Origin of the sequence: Pseudoalteromonas sp. N1230-9 (assembly GCF_032716425.1) — a bacterium.
In the GTDB taxonomy this organism is placed as follows: Bacteria; Pseudomonadota; Gammaproteobacteria; order Enterobacterales; family Alteromonadaceae; genus Pseudoalteromonas.
Map to the genome: position 1 here is coordinate 3,602,799 of NZ_CP090419.1, position 20,983 is coordinate 3,623,781.

Sequence of the window (20,983 nt, forward strand, 5' to 3'; positions counted from 1 at the left end):
ACTCTTTATTGTGCGTTGATTAAACGAATACCATAGATACCACCGGCAACAGAGTCTTTGTCGGCAGCAAAACGTAAGGTCAGCGTTGTCGACTTTTTCATTGCCTCTGTTAATGGGTAATCAATGGTGTAGAACTCATCCGTTGGTCTACCTACAGGCAAACTAACTGCAGCTAATTGCTCACCATTTAAATTAATAGAGAAGTGACGGTTCACATCGCCAATAAAATAGCGAACACGCAAAGCAACCGCTTTTTGTTCTGGGTTACTAAGCTGATACTCAAACCAACCTGTTGCATCGCGCCAATGGTAGCCATTATTGACACCTGCACGGGTTCCTTCACCTTTAAAATCGTGTTCAACTTCAGGTTGTTGCTCACCCGGCGTAATTTGATCAACGGTTAATAAACGAAGCTGCTCTTTCGCTTGCTCAGCCGCTTTTGCATCGGCAACAAATTGCGTGAACTCAGCTTCGCTTTGCTGCGGCCAATACACTTGATAACGACTATCGTGTAAGCGAAAGAACGGAATTAACTCTATGCTTTTGGTGTTATCGATACCTTGTTTAGCAATCGCCACATTTTTATCGGCGATAAATGCGAGCTCTTGGCCTGGCTTACGAGTGAGATCGGCAATAAACTTTTCTGGCTCACTCAGCATAATTGGCAGAGCTTCTGGCGGACAAGTCGGCCCTGCGGCAATGTGGCCCATACGGCTATTATCGGCAACAAAGTTAAGCTTTTCATTTGCAAAAGCGTGTACTTTGGTAGCCATGACAACAGGTCCGTACATCACCGAATAATAATGCTGACCATCAGGTAGCTGCTCAGTATAAAGCTTAGGGCTAAGTTCAAAGGCAAGTTTGTCACCGCTTTGCCAAGCATGGCTGATGCTGTAATAACCGTCTTTTTCGGTTGCGCTTACAGCTTGTCCATTTAGAGTAAAGCTCAGCTCACCTTGTTGCCAAGACGGTTTACGAATGTGAATTACCGACTCAGTACTTTGCCCCTCAGACAAACGATTTACGGTCAGTGAGACCTTGTTATCATCTGGGAATTGGCTGTCTTGGGTGATCTGTAAACCCTGTTGTTGCCAATTTAACGTGCTCGGAATAAATAAGTTCACCCATAACTCTTTACCGGTATTGCTATAAATCAGCTCACCATATTTGCTGTGATTTTCAATACCTGAGCCTACGCAACACCACATTGAATCTTGCACTGATGAATACATGCGGTAATGCCCAGGGCGCATTGAGGTAAAGTAAACAAGACCACCATGCTCTGGGTGTTGTGACGATAAAATATGGTTATATGTGGCGCGCTCATAATAGTCTAAATAACGCGTATCACCGGTTTTTAAGAACAATAACTTACTAAGTTTCATCATGTTGTAAGTGTTGCAGGTTTCTGGGCCTTCAACATCTTCAACCATTGGCGTGAAGTCACTTTTATCGTGAAAATGCTCACGTACAGAGTTACCGCCAATTGATACTGAGCGCTCTTGGCTGACTGTTTTCCAGAAAAAGTCAGCACCTTGCTGCCATGCTTTATCATCGCTGGCATTAGCCACTTTCAACATACCAATAATTTTTGGAATTTGCGTATTGGCATGCAGGCCCGTTAACTTATCTTCTTTGTGTAATAAGGGTTCAATAATGATGTTATGAGAGAACTGGCGAGCTAGTTTTAAGTAACGCTCATCGTCACTAATAAAGTACATATCAGCAAACACATCATTTAAGCCACCATGCTCTGAGTACAGCATTTGTTGAACTTGCTCATCAGTTAGCTTAGCAGTGGTCGCTAAGAACCATTCGCCTAACTTAAATAACATTTGTTTTGCTTTATCACTGCCGGCTACGTCGTATGCATCGCGCAAGCCATGAAAGATTTTATCGATGTTATAAAGCGGCACCCAGCGGTCGTTTAAGCTGAATAAATCAGCTTTGATTTCACCCTTTTCGATCTGCTGCCACATTTCATCGCCATTTGGGATACCGCCTAAGTAACCACCTGTGGCTTGTTGAGCGCGATCCAGCTCGCTTAGCATGTAATCTAAACGCTGCTTTAATTCTTCGTCACCCGTGGCTGCCCATGCAAGGCTCAGGGCTGAAAGATAGTGACCACCAATATGGCCATCAAGGCCTGTGCTTTCCCAGTTACCATAGTTAGGCGCTTTTGGTTCAAGACCGGCTTCACGCAGGTAAGGAGCAAGTAGCTGATCAGGATGAAGTGCTAATAAATAACGCACATTAATTTGCTGCGCATGTAAAAACGGGCTGGCACTTAAACTGACTTGGTTTAGGGCAAATAAATGTTGTTCGCTGGTATGTTCAGCATGCTCTACAGAAACCGCTTGTTTACTGTCTATTGGCAGCTCACTGCAACCGCTCACAGTTAATATTGCAGCGCAAACGCTTGCTAAATAGCTAACTTTGAATGTGTTCATACTGTTGTCTCCCAGCGAATTGTTATTTTAAAGAGCAAAGCGCACACACTTTTTAAGTGTGTGCGCCTAAAGGATGGTTAGTGTGGTAGGCGCTTATGAATGACCATATTCGTGTAGTATTCATCGGTGATTTTGTATTTTTTTAAGATCAAACCAAGCAGTGCATGAAATACACCAGGAATGATAGTTAGCATCAGTGCTAAGCCCATTAGGGTGAATTCGGTTTGCTCAACGTTAGGCTTGTACTCAAAAAATGCCAGTAATAAACCACCCGCTAAGCCAGCTAAGCCACCCCCTGCTTTTTGACAGAATGAAATACCACCAAACGATAGGCCTGATGCACGAACACCGTCTTTAATTTCACCGTAATCGACGGCTTCTGCAATCGCAGACCAGAATACTGGCGCGTGTAAATCAACCACAAATGACAAGATGATATACAGCACAAACGCCATCATTACATCACCCGGCTGCACCACAAAATACATTAGCAATGAGATGAATAGCACAGCAATTTGTGATTGACGGAATAACTTCATTTTACAGTAGCGCTGGGTGATCCAGGTGCTTGCTACCATAGAGACAATAGATGCTGCAATACCCGCACTGGTAAAGGCACCTGCTAAATCAGGCACGCCTAAATAATAGGTTGCGTAATACATAGCAACACTGCCGCGAATCGCATAACCAAGCGTACCAAGTACACATGCCGCACACAGTAGTAACCATTGATCGTTTTTAAGTAGCACTTTTAATTGCGTAAGCACACTTTCTTTTTGCGGCTCGTGAGTAATACGTTCGCGCGTTGTAAAAAAACAAAATAAGAACAGTGCAACGGCACATGCCGATACCAACGCCATTGCCAGTTTATAACCATACGACAAGCTGCCATCTCCCCAATATGATGCAAGCAGCGGCACTGAAAATACAATCACTACATTGGCAATCTTAGCGAAAAACATACGGTAGCCGTTGGCTGACAAACGCTCTTTTGGATCGGCGGTTAAGACACCAATGTAAGAAATATAAGGAATAGCGACACCGGTAAACATTAAGGTTGCGAAAAGGTAAGTCGCATAGGCCCAAGCTAGTTTCATGTTGTAGTCAAAATCAGGCGTAGTAAAGAGTAAAATCACCGACAGACCATAGGGCACAGATAAAAATAAGAACCAGTGACGGAACTGACCCCAACGCGTTTTCACTTTATCGGTGATCACTCCCATTAAAGGATCGGTAAAGGCATCAACAAAACGCGCCACTAAAAACAACACACCCATATCAACCGGATCAAGTCCGTAAATATCGGTGTAAAAGAAAGACATAAAATAAAATAACGCTGCTACCATGACATTCACTGCCATGTCACCGGCACCAAAGCCGACCTTTTCTACAACGGATAATTTTTGAGATTCCATACAACAACACCCTAAATGGTCAATAATGAGCCACGCTCACTATTTCGAGCAATGATGACAAGCCTTCAACACTGCGTATTAAATAAATTTACAGCCTTAGATAGTACACAGCTTGGCCATTGCGTTCGTTATTTTTGTAAATTTAATGCTAATTTAATTAATAGTATTATCATACTAATTAAATCGCAACTCTTTTCGACCGATAGCAAACACTCGCTTTACGAATAAAAAACCCCAGCAGAGCTGGGGCTTTTGGGTCTAATTAAGAATTAGAAAGAATAACGTGCACCCAATGCAAATGTGCGTGAGTAAATACCATTACCAAAGTTAAATAACGTGTCATTATTTTCACCGTAATGGCTTTGATATACATCATCAAGAATATTTGTTGCATCAAAGGTCACAACAAAATCTTCATTCACATTGTAGCTAAATTGAAAATCTAAGCTTTGCTCTGGACGATTCCAGAACTGTAAAGGATTAGCAAAGATTGCAGCTTCATTACCGGTGTAAAACTCTGAACGCCATACATAAGATAAACGCATATCGAACGCATCACGCTCGTAGATACCCACGATACTGTAAGACTCGTCAGAAACACCGGCCATTTGTGAATCAACATAGCCTGAAATTTCACCTAGCTGATTGAATTCAGGTGTATCTTGTGATGAATCAAGCATGGTGAAACTAGCTTGCACACCTAAGCCATTTAAGTATTCAGGTAACGCTTCAGGGAAGTAAACTAAACCAACTTCTAAACCAGACAGCTCACCATTAGAAGCGTTAACGGGTGCACTTAATACGTATGGACGTGTTACGCCATCATCACCTTCGCGTACAACCTGCTTACGACCCGCAACAACCAAACCTTCAATTTCACGATTAAAATAAGCGGCATAAAGCGAGCTTGTATCTGCAAAGTACCATTCAAGTGATACATCGTAGTTCTTTGATTCTGTTGGTTTAAGATCTGGGTTACCACCGTTACCAGTGCCATATGTCGCCCCTTCAGTAAGTGGATCAAACCAGTACTGTAATGCATTTAAATCAGCGAAATTAGGCATACGCAGCGTTTCCGTATACGCCACACGACCCACTAAATCATCTGTGATATTCCAGTTAAGTACCAAGCTTGGTAATAAGGCATCGGTATCTGCGTTTGCTGAACTTTCTTCGAATACATTTGAGTTCATGCCACCGACTTCAGCAACAAAATCCATATCTTGCTCATAGCTGACATAACGTAGCCCGAATTCACCGCTGATATCTTCTGTAATGAAAAAGTTAGTCGTAGCATAAAGTGCGTATGAGTTTTCTTCGATATCAAATGTTTTGTATACGTCTTCTGCTTCCATGCCATATACACTACGAACAGCACTACCATTATCTAGCATGTAACCGCCATCAGCTGTGACGAAGCTGTCAAACACATCAGCACGACCATCAAAGTAGTCATCAACTTGGAATACAATGCCTGAACCATCGCCAGCTCCACCTGCTGCTGCAATTTGCTCAATTAAACTCGCAACAGAAGTAATAATAGGCATTCCATTTTCATCTCGAATAATGGCATCTTGAGCACGAGTGTACTCTTGTGCCGTACGTTTTTCGTAACGACCACCAAATTTAACTTTATCGAAATATGTGCCACCAATTAGGTATTCTGCATCAAAGGTAAAAGTCAGCGCATCACCAGCATTACCGCCGCCGTTGTCGTAAACAGTACCTGCATTCCAGTTAGCAATTGCAGCCATATCAGCTTCATTAACCGCAGTGTTTGGATCGTCCCAAAATGAAATACCTGGTACACCATCTTTATCATTAAAATCAACGTCAAGACCCGTCGCTACACGGTCAAAGCGCATTGCGAAGAAATCTGTTTCGTATTCACTGTCTTGGTAAACAACTTCAGTATTAATTGTTAAATAATCACTTGCTTGCCACTGGGCACCTAGTGCATATAAGTAGCTGTCTGTCTTACCGTATGAGAAGTCACCACTTTGGAAGCCACCTGCGCCAATTGCCTGCTTCTCTTTAATCACATTAGTGCCATCGAAAACAATTGGCGTATCAATATTACCATTGCCATTTTCAAAGGTGTTTGAGAACCACATCGCATTTTGTGACTCATTTTCGTAACCGGTATAAAAGCCTTCTGCAGTAATTTCAAGTGTATCGACTGGTGCCCATTGCAAAGACACTGAAGCCGCTGGTCGCTTACGAAGGCCTGTGAATGAAGTACCAAATATTGCATCACGTGCTAATAGATATTCGGTCGGTTCTCCATTAACATCTAATGTCGATCCTGAAGCTGTAGGAAGACCAGACTCTGTACCTTGTGGCCAAAACTCATTTGGTACTCGTGAATAGGGTGAGTAATTGAATTGAGGTTTGTCAGTAAAAAATGGAAATGCAGCACCCGCCGTCATTGTGTCGTCGCGATAATGAGTCTCTGCATAAGAGATATTAACGAGTGCTCCAACCTCACCCACACCGTCGATTTCCCAACGGTTAGATAATAAAGCACTAATATTTGGATCAACTTCATCAGGCTGATCAGAATAAATTGCACGCGCTGCTAAAACGACTTTTTCGCCTTCAAAGTTAAAAGGACGGTGCGTTTTAATGTCAATAGCCCCAGCAATACCACGTTCAATCTGATCTGCTGAACGCGTTTTATAAACAGTGACGCCTGATAAAAGGCTCGCAGGAATGTCTTGTAGTGATACGTCACGGCCCGCCCCTGTAAAAATAGCACGGCCATTAACGGTTGTATTTACATCGGTTAAGCCACGAATTGAAACTTGACTCACTTCACCCGCACCACGGCCAGTTGTTTGTACACCTGTTACACGTTGTAATGCTTCAACTACGTTATTATCAGGAAACTTACCAATATCTTCAGCAACAATAGCATCGACTATCTGAACGCTTGCACGTTTTTCATCTAGCGCTTTGTTTAAACTGCCGCGAATACCAGATACCTGAATCACTTCCATTTCATCAGCGCTATTCTCAGGAGTGTTTGGTGTTTCCTCTTGAGCAAAAGCAAATTGACAAGTAAATGCCATAACTACAGCACTGGCTATGTGTGTTCTTTTAAACATAAGCGGTGTTCTCCAAATTATAGTTATATCGGTCCGCTGAACTTTCCCCATTCAGTTACCGAAGCGAGATCACTGTGTTGTGCATCGTGTGTTGTCAAAACGGTGCGCGAGTGAATCTACGTTTTTATGTTAATACTTTGCTGCCTGAACTTTAATCATATTGTATGACTATTTAACAGTCAACTCAAAATGACAAATTAAAATAAGTGTCGCTATGTTTACAAAAACGCTTTAATTATAGCACGTTACAAATATATGAAAGACTGTTCGCCAATATAAAAAGCTACATAAAGGTCATAATAATCATTAAGATATAGATAAAAGACACATTACCTCAATTCAATTTTAATTTATAAGAAGCAACAAAAAGAGCTAACAAGTTATTTACCCAGCAAATTTTGATGCTACTATTATTGAAATACAATAATACAATATCAACTTGCTTTTTGCTGCACTTAGCTGAATTGTTGCGATGTAAACAATCAGTTACCCAGTATAATTTAACGTACAGTGCGTATTACTTGGGCCGTTTAGGTTAGATTTTAGTGTGGACAAAGCAATAGCTCGAACAACAATTATTAGTCAAAGAGGACACTCATGAAGAAACTCAAAGCTTTAGCACTGCCTTTACTTTTCTCAAGCAGTTTAGCCGTTGCACAGAACCCATTATTTACTGATGTATTTACTGCCGATCCTGCCGCACTTGTACACAACGACACTGTATACCTTTATACAGGTCATGATGAAGCCCCTAATAATGATGTCTTTTTTGAAATGCATGACTGGCTGGCTTTTTCTTCTACCGATATGGTGAATTGGAAAAAACACGGCCCAATTATGAAAGCCACTGACTTTAAATGGGCTAAAGGCGAAGCATGGGCTTCACACATGATTGAGCGTGATGGCACTTTCTATTTCTTTACCACAGTGCGCCACAATGATACAAAACCCGGTTTTGCAATTGGTGTTGCAACCTCTAAATCACCAACAGGTCCATTTAAAGATGCCATTGGCCATGCGCTTGTGACCGATGACATGACCAAACATACGCCAAATGATTGGGACGACATCGACCCTGCTATTTATACAGAGGAAAACGGCGATACTTACATGTTCTTTGGTAACTTAATGCCAAAATACGTTAAGCTAAGCGACGACTTACTGTCTCTTGATGGTGAAATTAAAACGCTAGACCTGCCTAACTTTACCGAAGCGCTATGGGTTCATAAGAAAAACGACAACTACTATGTTTCGTACGCGTGTGAGTTCCCTGAGAAGATCTGTTATGCCATGAGTAAAAGTATTCACGGACCTTGGGAGTATAAAGGAATCTTGAATGAAATAGCGGGTAACAGCGAAACAAATCACCAATCAATCATCGAATACAAAGGTAAAGACTACTTTATTTATCATACTGGTGCAGTGCCACCGATTGATGGCAAACCAAGTGGCGGACGTTTTCGTCGTTCGGTCGCTATTGAGCCACTTTACTACAACGAAGATGGCACGCTTAAGCGCATTATTATGACCACTGAAGGCCTCAGTAAACAAGACAAATAATTTCAAAAAAGGGCTCTTTAAGAGCCCTTTTTTATTGTTTAAATGTAATACAAATAAACACATTCCTCGCCTTCTTTTAGCTTAATATTAAATTTAAAAAACTAAATATAGCTCATAAAACATCAAAATCAGCCTCTCAAAAAATTAAAAATACGCCTGTAAACATTGTAAAACATGAAACCCTGCGTTTACATCTTAATTACCTTTGCAAAAGTATTTGCACATTTCAAATCATACTATAAAATTACAATACTACGTTCTTATTAGTTTGATATAGGCACGCGGCAATTTTATTGACAACAATCGAATAAAAATAATCCCAGTTTCAAGAGGACACATAAAATGAAATTAAATAAATTAGCCATGCTCATAGCTTGCTCTTTGGCTGTTACAGGTTGTGGTAAAGAAGAGGGTACTAAGCTTGACTCATCCCCTGCGGTTGCCGAGCCACAAAGCGCAAAACCAAGTGTAAGCAGCAGTGTTCAATACACTGAATCTGGTAGCGTCATGGTGGCTAATGTAAGTGTGCACGATCCTTCAGTCGTTAAAGTTGACGACACCTATTATATTTTTGGCTCTCACCTTGCTGCCGCTAAATCAACTGATCTCTTGAACTGGGAAATGATTTCGAGCCTTTCAGCTAACGCAGCCGTTAATGAAAGCCCATTATTCGATTACAACTACACAGGTGAAATTGCCGAAGGTATTGAATGGACAGACGGTTTTACAGGAAACTGGGCTGCCGATGTAATCAAAGCGCCAAATGGCAAATTTTGGTTCTACTATAACCACTGTGCACAAGATAACCCAGATACCGCAGATGTGGTTGATGAAGTGTGCTGGAACCGCTCTTACCTTGGTTTAGCTGAAGCTGACAATATTGAAGGCCCATACAAAAACAAAGGTATTTTCTTACGCAGTGGTTATCGCTCAGAAGCTGAATTTACAGCTTACCCACTTGATAACGGCCAAACGACATGGAATGGTGCCGTTGATCCTAACGCCATTGACCCTGCAACTTTCTATGATGCTGACGGCAAACTTTGGATGGTTTACGGCTCATACTCTGGCGGTATTTTCGTGCTAGCAATGGACGAAGAAACAGGTATGCCAGAAGCAGGTCAAGGCTATGGTAAAAAACTAGTAGGCGGTGACTTCCGAGCAATGGAAGGTGCATTTGTGATGTACAGCCCCGAAAGTGAATATTACTACTTATTCTACTCAGTAGCTGGTTTTGCGCTAAACGATGGTTACAACATCCGTGTCGCTCGCTCAAAAACACCTGATGGTCCATACCTAGATAACGCAGGTAACGACATTGCTGCAATGGGCGGACTGGAAGTGGGCGAAAAACTAATGGGTGGCTTTGAGTACACGCAAGAACTTGGCGAAACAGCACCTGCATGGGGCTACCAATCACCAGGTCATAACTCTGCTTACTACGATGAGACGACAGGTCGTCATATTTTAGTAACGCATACACGTTTCCCGCAAACATCGACTGAGTTCCCAACCATTTCAGAAGCGCACCAAGTTCGCGTACATGAAATGTTCATTAACTCATTAGGTTGGCCTATGGCTTCACCGCAGCGCTATGTGCCGCTTGAAGGCGACAACATGGTTGTGGCAGATGAACTTTATGGTTATTACAAATTTATCAACCATGGTAACGATGTAAATACAGATGCTATTCGTTCAATGCATATTGCTTTAAACGAAGATCACTCTGTAACCGGTGATGATCCAGGTATCTGGTACATGATTGATGACTCAAATATTAAGCTTGAATTAGATTCTGGTACGTACTTTGGTGTGGCTAAATGGCAATGGGATGATGCAACTAAAGCGATGGCGGTCACTGTATCTGCAACATCAAGCGAAGGTGCAACCATTTGGGCAAGTAAACGTGATGAAATCACAGATACAGCTAACGTACTAGGTACTGTTCAAGAATCGCTAGATATTAAAACTGAATTATCAATTGCAGACGAAGGCTACTCATTACCGACAAAAGGTAAAGATGGTGCAGCAATTAACTGGGAAAGTAGTGATGAGTACTACATCACCAGTGAAGGCTCAGTATTTATTCCAACGCCAGATCGCGGTGATAAAGCAGTTACGTTAACGGCTAATATCTCATTAAACGGTGAAAGTACAACCAAAACTTTCAATGTAAACCTTGAAGCACGCCCTGAGTTTAAAAATGCGATTGCACACTATGCATTTGAAGATTCACTCAGTGATGGCTTAGGAAACCTTGATGATGCGGGTGTAACAGACAACAGCATGCTAAATGTGGGTGCTGGTACAGCAGCCTACGCTGAAGGCCAAACAGGTAAAGCCTTTAACTTCGATGGTGCAACGGGTGTTCGTTTACCTGATGATCTTGTCACTGGCGATGAGTACACCATTTCATACTGGCTAAAACCAACGGTTTTAACTGACTTCTCACCAACGTTTTTTGCGGCAACATCGGATGCTCGCTGGATGAGTCTAATTCCGGGTAATACACACTTTACCTCAACACCCATGCTATGGAGCCGTTATCAAGAAGAAGACGGCACAGATAACTGGAATCAAATAATCTCAGCAACACCAGCAATGATGGATTGGAACCATATCGCCATTACCTATGCAAATGGTACAGCAACACTATACCGTGATGGTGAGCTTGCAGGTAGCATGCCGCGCCCTGACTTTTTTAGTACACAAACGGGCAACTTTGCGCTAGGTGTAAACTATGGCTGGGACTTACCGTTCCAAGGTCAAATTGATGAGTTTATTGTGTATGACTACGCACTCAATAGCTTAGACATTAACGGCGCAGCGATTAACAACTTAACTGATTCAACTCAGTTTGAAGGCTTTATCACAAATGCCCTTGATTTAGGTGACTTATCTGCAGTACGAGAAAGTTTCGAATTACCTCGCGTTGGTCCGTTTGTATCAGGTATTAGCTGGACATCCAACAACGAACAGTATTTAAAACCTGTCAATGGCACAGCTATTGTCACTCAGCCAAGTGCGACAGCTGGCGACCAAGTTGTGACATTAACGGCCACTATTCGATATAAAGACTTCACTGATACCAAGTCATTCGATGTAACCTTAAAATCACTTGCACCAGCTGAATACAGCTTTGAAGGTGACTTAAGTGCGCTAAATGATGCCTACGCAGCTGGCAAACCAACTGGTGGTTTAATTAATAATACTGGCGGCAATGTTACTTATGTAGATGGTATTATAGGCCAAGCCGTATTTCTTGACGGTTCGGGGGTTCGTTTACCGGATAATCTAATAACCACCAATGACTACTCTGTATCTATGTGGCTTAAACCAGAAACCTTCACTGATTACACGACAGCATTCTTTGCAGGAGCAAGTGCAAATTCATGGCTAAGTTATGTTCCATCAATGTCTGGAACTGCACTTACCCGCTTATGGGCAAATAACGGCGCATTCTTCGATAATGCTGAGTTAGATAGTCGCATTCCTCTTAGAGAATGGACACATGTTGCATTCACAGTCGACGGTACGAATGGTAATGCTTTAAAAATGTACGTGAATGGTGAACTGCAACTAGAAACAAATGGTTTTCCACGTGTATTCACAGTCCCTGGTGAAACCAACGAGTTTGCACTCGGTGTTAACTACTGGGATACCCCCTACAACGGGGCTATTGATGAACTGAAAATTTTCAACGGTGCAATCAGTGCTGAAGAAATAAAAGCACTCTTTGACGCAGCTTCTGCACAAGAAGAGTAACGGATAAGGTGAGCTGTCTCACCTTACTTATGTGTTGTCAGGAAAGGCCGGGTGAAAACTCGGCTTTTTTATCTCAAAAATTAATGCTAAAGAAATAGTACCCATTGCCGATACTAATTTATCCTTCACTTATACTTAACCGCGATGAATATTAACTCGTTAGCGCATGCCCTGAACATAGATAACCAAAAATCGACGGCAAAAGACGATACTACATCCGACTATCGTTTCTCTATTGCTGAGAGAGCAACTCTTTCTGGACAACAAACAGCAGAAACAAAAGCGCAAGAAAAAAAGAGTGAACTGCCAGCTGCAATTCAAAAAATGCTCGCCCAGTTAGAACTTTTAAAAGAACAACTTGAGCAAGCAAAAGAGCAACTTGCAAAACTACAAGCCTCAGAAAACCAACAAGATGATGCAGTTAAAACACAAATCGAAATACAACTTGAAATAGTCATGGGGTTACAAAACCAAGTTATGTCACTAAGCCAAGCTATCGCAGATGCAATGAAAGAGGCCGGTATCAGCGATCCAGGGGTATTAATTAGTGCGCTGGTGTGAAAATGAGCGCAAAAAAAGCCACTCATAAATGAAGTGGCTTTGGTTGAGTCGATTTTTTACTTATAACTTAATTTGGTTCACGCAGATGGAACACTTGGCACTTATTACCTAAATCAGGTTGTTGTGCGAAGTTAGTGTTTTCAGCTAAACCACAGTTACTTAAACCAAGCGCTTGTTTTGTGTAACGGTTGATAAGCATCACACCACCACCTTCTACCGGAGCAATACGCCACTGTGCTGTTTTCGCTGCACAGGAAGCCATTTCTACGTTGGCACCAGGTACTAAGGCGTTATCAGCTACCGCAGCACAGAACTCGCTGTCAGCGCTTTGTTTAAGGCTTACATAGCCTGTATCTGTTGGTGTGAAGAACCATTGCTGTGCATCTTTATGCGTGTAAGCTTGTTGCTCAACATTAGTACCTGCTTTAACTGTATCTGCCACGCTAAGTGCTTTACCACTTTGTTGACTTAATACAACAACACTGCCCATTGGGCGTAATTGCCAGTCACCACACGCTGTTGCGTCGCTTTGCTGTAAAACCGCTTGGTTTTGTGCGGCAGAACAACCAGCAACCGCTAATGGCTTGCCTGTGTAACGGTTAGTAATAGATACATTACCATCTGTACTTGGTGCTACTTTCCATTGCTGGCAGAAATTATTGCGCCATGCTGCAGATTGTACTTTAGCGTTATCTGCGTCATTACAGCTTTCAAGCTCTAAGAACTTGCTGTCTTCACGGTTAGCTAAACGAACAAAACCATCTGTTGTTGCATCAATAACCCATTGACCATTGGTGCTTGCACACTGACGTTGAACTGCACGTGCATCTTGTGGATCAGCTGCAATGTCTAAACATAAGCTGCTTGTTGCATTCACTAATTGATAACGTTGACCTTGCACTCGCGTTACCAGTGGGCCGTATTCACCTGATGGCGGAGCTACTTCAACGCCTGGTGTTAATGGTTTACCAAAGCTTGGTGTGCCATCGTCGTTCCAAGTGAATTTTTGCGCACGTAATGAACGCGTCGCACTACAACCGTGCTCTACCGAATCATTACCGTGATAAACTAACCAATCTTCTGTGCCGTCTGGCGATGTGAAAAAGCCGTTGTGACCAGGGCCAAACACTTCTTCTGTACGCTCAAATACTGGCCTTTCGTATTTTTTCCAGCTGCTCGCTTTAAGCGGATCGTCACCAACAAGCTCAAGCATACCTAGTTTGTAATCAGGAGTATTACAGAAGCTTGCTGAGTACGTCATAAACGTACGGCCATTGTGCTGTAAAATTTCAGCGCCTTCAGTTACTTTGCGACCACTGATTTCCCAATCTAACTCAGGACGCGTGATCACCGTATGCGGTGAGTTCTTCTTCAGAGTCCATGGGTTTTCCATTTCAGCAATAATGTTTAATTGCTGATCACCCTGCCATTGTGAGTAGATCACATACAACTTATCTTTGTACGTTAGGTAGTTACCGTCGATGTTCCATACGTTAGGCATTAATGCGCCCTTGTATTCGTATGGACCCATAGGATCGTCACCAGCACTTTCTAATACGTTTAAGTGTTGGTTATCTAAAGTGCCATCAGTACCCGCCGTGTACATCATGTACCAACGGTAGCCGTTTGGTCCTTTTAGGCGATGGAATTCAAACGCCCAGAAGTTACAGCAACGTTCAGGGTTTGAATCAGACCAAACATTGATAGGTGTTGCATCAGCAAGGCCCGCTAATGTTGGTGATTTACGCATCACTAACTCAGAAGTCCACGTTGTTGTAGTTAGGTAATAGTTACCATCCCAATACTCAAGCCATGGATCGGCGCCATTTGGGAAAAGAGGATTAGTAAAAATACCATTATCTTGGATTGGCGCTTTTGCTGTGGCTGCGACATCTGCTTTGGCTGTGTTGTCTTCAGCCGTAGTCTGACAGCCCGTCAGAGCGCCAAACGACAAGGCAAATAGGCTAGCTAAACCAGCCTTTTGCATTGCGTTTTTAAGCTTTGTTGTTTTCACGTTTGTGTTCCTTTATTTTGTACCAAATTCGTACACGATGCGTGTTGAATACACGTCACTTGGCAGTAATGTTGTGCTTGGGAACGTTGGCTGATTAGGTGCATCAGGGAAATGCTGTGGCTCTAAACAAAAACCACTTCTAAAATTATGCACTAAGCCAGACGCTTGCTGAGTACTACCGTCTAAGAAGTTACCTGAATAAAACTGTACTGCAGGCTCTTCTGTGTAAACTGTTAACGTACGGCCAGAGTTTGCTTCGTAAACCGTCGCTGCTTCAATAAGTTCATTGCTTGGCGTGTCTTTAAGCACAAAGTTATGGTCATAACCTTTACCAAGTTTCAGTTGTTCGTTACTTGCTTTGATATCTTGACCAATTACTTTAGCTTTACGGAAGTCAAACGGTGTGCCAGCCACATCCATCAACTCACCAGTTGGGATCAAGCCGCCATCCACAGGCGTAATTGCTTTTGCGTTAATTTGCATTTGGTGATCAAGAATGTCGCCTTTACCCGCTAGGTTAAAGTAGCTGTGTTGCGTCATATTGATGATGGTAGGCTTGCTTGTCGTAGCAATAAACTGCATATCTAACGTGTTGTTATTCGTTAGCGTGTAAGTCACTTCTGTCGTCACTTCACCCGGGTAACCTTGGTCACCATCAGGGCTCACTAAACTTAAGGTAACACCTGCGCTGTTTTGCGTCGTGAACGGTGTCATGTTCCATACTTTCTTATCAAAGCCTTGCACACCACCATGTAAGTGGTTGTCACCGTCGTTGGTTGCTAATTGGTATTCAGTGCCATTTAACGTAAATTTACCGTTTGCGATACGGTTACCAAAACGCCCGATGATTGCACCGTAGTAAGTTGTCGCTTTTGTGTATGCTTCTAGGTTATCTAAACCCAGTACAATATTACCCATTTCGCCTTTTGCATCTGGCGTTTCAATACGCGTGATAATGCCGCCGTAGTTGATCACATCAACGCTAATACCATTGCTGTTAGTCAGCGTTACTTGATTAACTGGGGTTTGATCAGCAAGTACGCCATAGGCCGTCATTGATGCTGAAGGGGAAGTCGTCATGTTGTCTCCTTGATGAGCACACGCTGGTGTAAGGGCAATCCCACATGTCACCAACAATGCATAAAGCCCGCGCGACTTTTTCGTGTTCGAACTGGCTGTTTGATGAGTTGTTTTTAAACCTTGGAAAACACATTGCAATGACATATGAATAACCTTTTTGTAATTTTATTTATAGTTTTATAATACAAATGTAGGTGTCATTGCAAATTTAATCGCTAAAGTTGGATTTTGCCGTCTTTCACCATGATGCAATCCATCCCCGCACTTTTGGCGGCTTGGTAGCCAATTTGCGTGTCTTCAAACACCACACATTTACTTGGTTCAACACCTAAAAGCGCTGCCACTTTTAAGAATGTTTCTGGGTTCGGCTTGCCTTTACTAACATCACTGGCAGTCACTAAGGCACCTATTTTATTAATTAAATTCGTATCTGTTAGATGATCAATTGCATGTTCGCGATCAGCCCCCGTGCCCACGCCCATTGGCAATACACCATGGTACTTTTCAAGTACTGCGACGGTTTCGTCAATCACCAGTGGTTGGTGCTGTAAATCAACCCAAAACTGGTGTTTATCTTTTGCCACAACTAGAGGGTCGTGTTCTAAACCAAATTTTTCGTTAAGCATTTCAATTGTTTTAACGGTCGGAATGCCACCTAAGCTGTACATATAGTCGTAATCGAATGGGTAGCCATAGGCTTCGCAAGCTTTTTGCCATGCCTGTAAGTGACTGCCCATTGAGTCAATTAAGGTGCCATCCATATCAAAAATAATGCCTTGGTAGGCGCTTAAATCGATCATATCTACTCCTAAAAAGTTTCGCTTCACAATAGCATAAGCCAGCGAAGAGCGTGGCTCATCACTGGCTTAATCGACAACAAAATTTGGGATGAACGTGCTCACACACAGCACGTTCTAGTACATAAAGTACTAATTCTTACAGGCCACGTTTTAGCATGTAGTAAGCTGCGTTATGACGAAGCTCTGTTTTGAAACCACGGATCGTCGTATCGTTATCGATGATCATAGTTTCAACGCCAGCCATTTCAGCAAAATCGATAATCATATCGGTTGTTACTGCTTGGCTGTATGCAGTGTGGTGTGCACCACCGGCGTGGATCCATGCAGCTGATGCTACAGATAGATTTGGTTTTGGTTCCCAAAGCGCTGAAGCAACAGGTAAGTGAGGTAAATCAGCTGGCGGAGCCACTGTGTCTACTTCGTTGATTAAGATACGGAAACGGTTACCCATATCAATTGGTGATACGTTGATTGCAGCACCCGGTTTTGCAGTAAACAATAAACGACCTACATCACATTTCACACCGATAGTGTGTTGGTGAACTTCAAGGCGTGGTTTTTGTGCTGCAATTGAAGGACACACTTCTAACATGTGCGCGCCAAGTACTTGGTCAGTCTCACCCATGTTGTAAGTGTAATCTTCCATGAATGAACAACCGCCGTCACGGCCTTCACCCATTACTTTCATGATGCGAACCATAGCAGCTGTTTTCCAGTCACCCTCACCACCGTAACCATAGCCTTTCGACATTAGGCGCTGTGTAGCAAGACCTGGAAGACCAGAAAGACCTGATAAGTCTTCAAAACAGTTAGTGAATGCTTTAAAGCCGCCTTTCTCTAAGAAACGCTCCATACCAAGCTCTAAACGTGCTTCGTTGCGTAGCATTTTCACTGCGTAATCGTCTTGTAGAGTCTCGTCAGCAATTACGTAGTCTTGCTTATAAAGCTCTAACTGTGCATCAACTTCTTCTTCAGTGATAGTATCAACCACTTTTACAAGCTCAGCGACACCAAACGCGTGTACTTCATAACCAAAAGTAATTTGCGCTGAAACTTTGTTACCTTCAGTAACTGCAACTTGACGCATGTTGTCGCCAAAACGCGCAACTTTAAGTGTTTGGCTTTCTGCCCAACCTTTTGCCGCACGACACCAGTCATCTAACTGCTGTTGTACGTCAGCACGTTGCCAGTGACCTGCAACAACTTTACGCTCTTTACGCATTACAGTACCGATGAAACCGAACTCACGGTCACCGTGTGCACTTTGGTGCGTATTCATGTAGTTCATGTTGATGTCAGACCAAGGAAGGGCTGCATTGAACTGAGTATGTAGGTGTAACCAAGGCTTACGTAATTCGCTTAGGCCAGCAATCCACATTTTCGCAGGTGAGAAAGTGTGCATCCATAATACTAAGCCAACACAGTTAGGATCCGTATTTGCCGCTTGGCAAACAGCGTGAATTTCTTCAGGTGACTTAACGGTAGGCTTACATACCAAGTTTACTGGTAGATTAGCTTCGCTGTTTAAGCCCGCTACAATTGCTTCGCTGTCTTTGGCAACCGTTTCTAACACCTTAGGACCATAAAGATGTTGTGAGCCGGTAACAAACCAGACTTCTTTCGTCATCGTCGTCATGTTAATAATCCTCTAAATTCTTGCTATTTGCTCTGACCGTAATACGCGTTTTTACCGTGCTTACGTAGATAATGTTTATCCATCACTGCTTTTTTAAGTTCAGCTGCGTGTGGATCTAAAGTGCGTGTTAAATACGCCATGCGTGCAATCTCTTCGAGTAGCGCGGCATGGTATACAGACTGAGCGGCATCTTTACCCCACGTGAAAGGCGCATGACCCGCAACAATCACCATAGGTGCAGCTTTCGGATCGCGGTCTTGATACGCATCAGTAATTTGAATACCGGTTTCTAATTCATAATCGCCATTCACTTGCTCATCGGTTAGCTCACGAGTACAGGTGATGTCACCGTGTACATAGTCAGCGTGAGTTGTGCCAAGACAAGGAATGCTTTGCTTTGCTTGCGCCCATGCAGTTGCATAGGTCGAATGCGTGTGTGTTACACCGCCAATTGAATCAAAGTGGCGATATAAATGAACATGTGTTTTAGTGTCAGAAGACGGACGCATAGACCCTTCAACAATGTTGTTTTCAAGGTCGACGATTACCATGTCATCGGCTTTCATTTGGTCGTACGATACACCACTTGGTTTAATCGCAATTACGCCTTTGTCGCGGTCGATTTGCGATACGTTACCAAAGGTATAAATCACTAAGCCACGACGTTGCAGCTCCATGTTCGCTTCATAGACTTCACGTTTTAGTTCAGTAAAACTCATGCTTTGTCTCCGTTTACATAGCTTGCAAGTGCTTGGTAGTTAGCATAAAGCTCGTCATACACAGCAACGCGCTCAGGGTTTGGTAAGTACTGATGACATACTGACGACGCCATTACTTTTTGAGCATCTGCCACTGTTGCGTGCTCACCTGCAGCAACCGCAGCCATAATTGCCGCACCCAATGCACAGCTTTGCTCACTTTCTAAAACGTCGATTGGACAGTTCCAAACATCAGCACAGGTTTGCATTACGTAGTCTGATTTTTTAGAAATACCGCCGATAACGACCACAGACTCGATTGGCACGCCTTCACTACGGAAACGCTCAGTGATAGCACGTGCGCCAAACGCAGTTGCTTCAACAAGCGCTTTGAAGAACTTAGGTGCATCAGTGCCCATTTTTAAGCCTGTTAATGCCATGGCTACGCTTTGGTCAGCATCTGGCGTACGACGACCATTTACCCAATCAAGCGCCGTTACATCGTTGCTTGTTACAGGCAATGCAGCTGCCGCTTTTGATAACTCAACTAAGATTGAGTCTTCTAGCTTGTTAACTAACGCTTGCTCAGCGTCAGATAAATTTGTAAGTTGGCGAGTTGGCCAAAGTACGAGGTTCTTGAACCATGCGTATAAATCACCAAACGCAGATTGACCAGCTTCTAAGCCAACCATTCCAGGGATCACTGAGCCGTCAACTTGACCACAAATACCTTTAACGCAAGTATCACCTAGCTGCTCTTGAGACGTTACAGTGATGTCACAGGTTGAAGTACCCATTACTTTGGTTAGAACACCAGGGCGAACATTGGCTGCTACTGCGCCCATGTGACAGTCAAATGCACCGTAACCAACAACAATACCTTGTGGTAAACCTAGCTTCTCGGCCCACTCAGCAGTTAAGTTGCCGGCAACTTGGTCGCTTGGCTCTGTGGTTGCATTTAACGTATCAACAACACCATCTAATAGTGGGTCGATATTGCTGAAGAAGCTGTTTGGTGGGAAACCGCCCCACTGCTCGTTCCACATTTGTTTGTGGCCCGTTGCACAACGCCCTAGCTTTAATACTTCAGGGTGTGTTGTGCCGCACATTAGCGCGGTCATCCAATCGCAGTGCTCAACCCATGAATAAGTGGCTGCTTTTACACTGCTATCAACGCGGAAAATATGTAATGCTTTGGCCCAGTACCACTCAGAAGAGTAGATACCGCCCATATGTGAAAGGTAGTTCACATCGTTGTTAGTGGCAGCTGCAGTGATTTCATTTGCTTCTTTAATAGACGTATGGTCTTTCCACAAAATGAACATTGCATTTGGGTTTTCTGCAAATTCTTCAGTTAATGCCAGTGGTGTACCTTGGCTATTAATTGCCACAGGCGTTGAGCCAGTTGTATCAAAGCTCATACCCACGACTTTGTCTGCAGTACCCGCTGGAACTTGTGACCATAGACCATTTACTACTTCTACAAGGCTATCAATATAGTCTTGTGGATGCTGACGAAACTGATCCTTACTTGGGTCACAATATAAGCCTTGTGCCCAGCGCGGGTAGTTTACTAAATGGCTGGCAAGTTCTTCACCAGTCGCAACATCAACGAGTAATGCTCTTACCGAGTCTGACCCGTAGTCTAATCCCAACGTATAACGAGACATAATTACCTTTCACTAATTGCTTACTAACATTGTTAGTCATTATCTTTATTTGTATGATAATATCAACAATACCAGATTGTAAAGGTATTATAAAAATATTATTAACAGGATTATTTGCTGCTGGCGGGCGATTTATTGCGCAGTTTCTCTGGAAGATTAGATTGTTTTTTCAGCACAAATAATAGGTTAAAGCCACTACATTAACTTTTGTATGATAAGAATGGGAT

12 protein-coding genes are annotated in these 20,983 nt (G+C 42.9%); 3 read left to right on the forward strand and 9 right to left on the reverse strand.

What is annotated here, in order from left to right; all coding sequences use genetic code 11:
• Positions 1-5: 5 nt before the first annotated feature.
• The 3 genes from LY624_RS16915 to LY624_RS16925 all read right to left on the reverse strand — a co-directional run bounded on the left by LY624_RS16915 (position 6) and on the right by LY624_RS16925 (position 6,972).
• Positions 6-2,450, reverse strand: coding sequence for a glycoside hydrolase family 127 protein (locus tag LY624_RS16915; RefSeq protein WP_341803550.1), 2,445 nt, complete (start codon positions 2,448-2,450; stop codon positions 6-8).
• Between the two features lie 77 nt (positions 2,451-2,527).
• Positions 2,528-3,865: an MFS transporter gene (locus tag LY624_RS16920; protein ID WP_062567467.1), complete on the reverse strand. Its 1,338-nt coding sequence runs from the start codon at positions 3,863-3,865 to the stop codon at positions 2,528-2,530.
• 269 nt (positions 3,866-4,134) lie between these two features.
• Complete coding sequence (locus LY624_RS16925; protein WP_341803551.1) at positions 4,135-6,972, reverse strand: TonB-dependent receptor; 2,838 nt, start codon at positions 6,970-6,972, stop codon at positions 4,135-4,137.
• Between the two features lie 597 nt (positions 6,973-7,569).
• Here LY624_RS16925 and LY624_RS16930 point away from each other — a divergent pair.
• The 3 genes from LY624_RS16930 (at position 7,570) to LY624_RS16940 (ending at position 12,858) form a co-directional block, all read left to right on the forward strand.
• Complete coding sequence (locus LY624_RS16930; protein ID WP_054562986.1) at positions 7,570-8,532, forward strand: glycoside hydrolase family 43 protein; 963 nt, start codon at positions 7,570-7,572, stop codon at positions 8,530-8,532.
• A gap of 342 nt (positions 8,533-8,874) precedes the next feature.
• Entirely contained in the window at positions 8,875-12,297 is a 3,423-nt protein-coding gene (locus LY624_RS16935) for a LamG-like jellyroll fold domain-containing protein (RefSeq protein WP_341803552.1), read from the forward strand.
• A gap of 144 nt (positions 12,298-12,441) precedes the next feature.
• Complete coding sequence (locus LY624_RS16940) at positions 12,442-12,858, forward strand: hypothetical protein (RefSeq protein WP_062567461.1); 417 nt, start codon at positions 12,442-12,444, stop codon at positions 12,856-12,858.
• Positions 12,859-12,925: 67 nt separating this feature from the next.
• Here the strand turns inward: LY624_RS16940 and LY624_RS16945 are convergent, their stop codons facing one another.
• The 6 genes from LY624_RS16945 to LY624_RS16970 all read right to left on the reverse strand — a co-directional run bounded on the left by LY624_RS16945 (position 12,926) and on the right by LY624_RS16970 (position 20,756).
• A complete protein-coding gene (locus tag LY624_RS16945; RefSeq protein ID WP_341803553.1) occupies positions 12,926-14,872 on the reverse strand; it encodes an RICIN domain-containing protein in 1,947 nt (648 codons plus the stop codon).
• A gap of 12 nt (positions 14,873-14,884) precedes the next feature.
• The gene (locus LY624_RS16950; protein WP_341803554.1) at positions 14,885-16,096 is read right to left on the reverse strand and encodes an aldose epimerase family protein; all 1,212 of its coding nucleotides are present in this window, start codon (positions 16,094-16,096) and stop codon (positions 14,885-14,887) included.
• Positions 16,097-16,167: 71 nt separating this feature from the next.
• Positions 16,168-16,752, reverse strand: a complete 585-nt coding sequence (locus LY624_RS16955; RefSeq protein ID WP_138599120.1) for an HAD family hydrolase — start codon at positions 16,750-16,752, stop codon at positions 16,168-16,170.
• A gap of 136 nt (positions 16,753-16,888) precedes the next feature.
• Positions 16,889-18,388: an L-arabinose isomerase gene (araA, locus tag LY624_RS16960; protein ID WP_055198523.1), complete on the reverse strand. Its 1,500-nt coding sequence runs from the start codon at positions 18,386-18,388 to the stop codon at positions 16,889-16,891.
• 23 nt (positions 18,389-18,411) lie between these two features.
• Positions 18,412-19,107, reverse strand: a complete 696-nt coding sequence (locus LY624_RS16965) for an L-ribulose-5-phosphate 4-epimerase (RefSeq protein ID WP_063528078.1) — start codon at positions 19,105-19,107, stop codon at positions 18,412-18,414.
• The gene (locus LY624_RS16970; protein ID WP_063700831.1) at positions 19,104-20,756 is read right to left on the reverse strand and encodes a ribulokinase; all 1,653 of its coding nucleotides are present in this window, start codon (positions 20,754-20,756) and stop codon (positions 19,104-19,106) included. The genes LY624_RS16965 and LY624_RS16970 overlap by 4 nt, the downstream gene beginning before the upstream one ends.
• Positions 20,757-20,983: the final 227 nt, after the last annotated feature.

Bases quoted from the DNA above. Each gene is read 5' to 3' on its own strand.
- LY624_RS16935 (WP_341803552.1), top strand. From the start codon at position 8,875: ATGAAATTAAATAAATTAGCCATGCTCATAGCTTGCTCTTTGGCTGTT.
- LY624_RS16965 (WP_063528078.1), bottom strand. From the start codon at position 19,107: ATGAGTTTTACTGAACTAAAACGTGAAGTCTATGAAGCGAACATGGAG.
- LY624_RS16925 (WP_341803551.1), bottom strand. From the start codon at position 6,972: ATGTTTAAAAGAACACACATAGCCAGTGCTGTAGTTATGGCATTTACT.
- araA (WP_055198523.1), bottom strand. From the start codon at position 18,388: ATGACGACGATGACGAAAGAAGTCTGGTTTGTTACCGGCTCACAACAT.
- LY624_RS16915 (WP_341803550.1), bottom strand. From the start codon at position 2,450: ATGAACACATTCAAAGTTAGCTATTTAGCAAGCGTTTGCGCTGCAATA.
- LY624_RS16930 (WP_054562986.1), top strand. From the start codon at position 7,570: ATGAAGAAACTCAAAGCTTTAGCACTGCCTTTACTTTTCTCAAGCAGT.
- LY624_RS16970 (WP_063700831.1), bottom strand. From the start codon at position 20,756: ATGTCTCGTTATACGTTGGGATTAGACTACGGGTCAGACTCGGTAAGA.
- LY624_RS16950 (WP_341803554.1), bottom strand. From the start codon at position 16,096: ATGTCATTGCAATGTGTTTTCCAAGGTTTAAAAACAACTCATCAAACA.
- LY624_RS16920 (WP_062567467.1), bottom strand. From the start codon at position 3,865: ATGGAATCTCAAAAATTATCCGTTGTAGAAAAGGTCGGCTTTGGTGCC.
- LY624_RS16955 (WP_138599120.1), bottom strand. From the start codon at position 16,752: ATGATCGATTTAAGCGCCTACCAAGGCATTATTTTTGATATGGATGGC.
- LY624_RS16940 (WP_062567461.1), top strand. From the start codon at position 12,442: ATGAATATTAACTCGTTAGCGCATGCCCTGAACATAGATAACCAAAAA.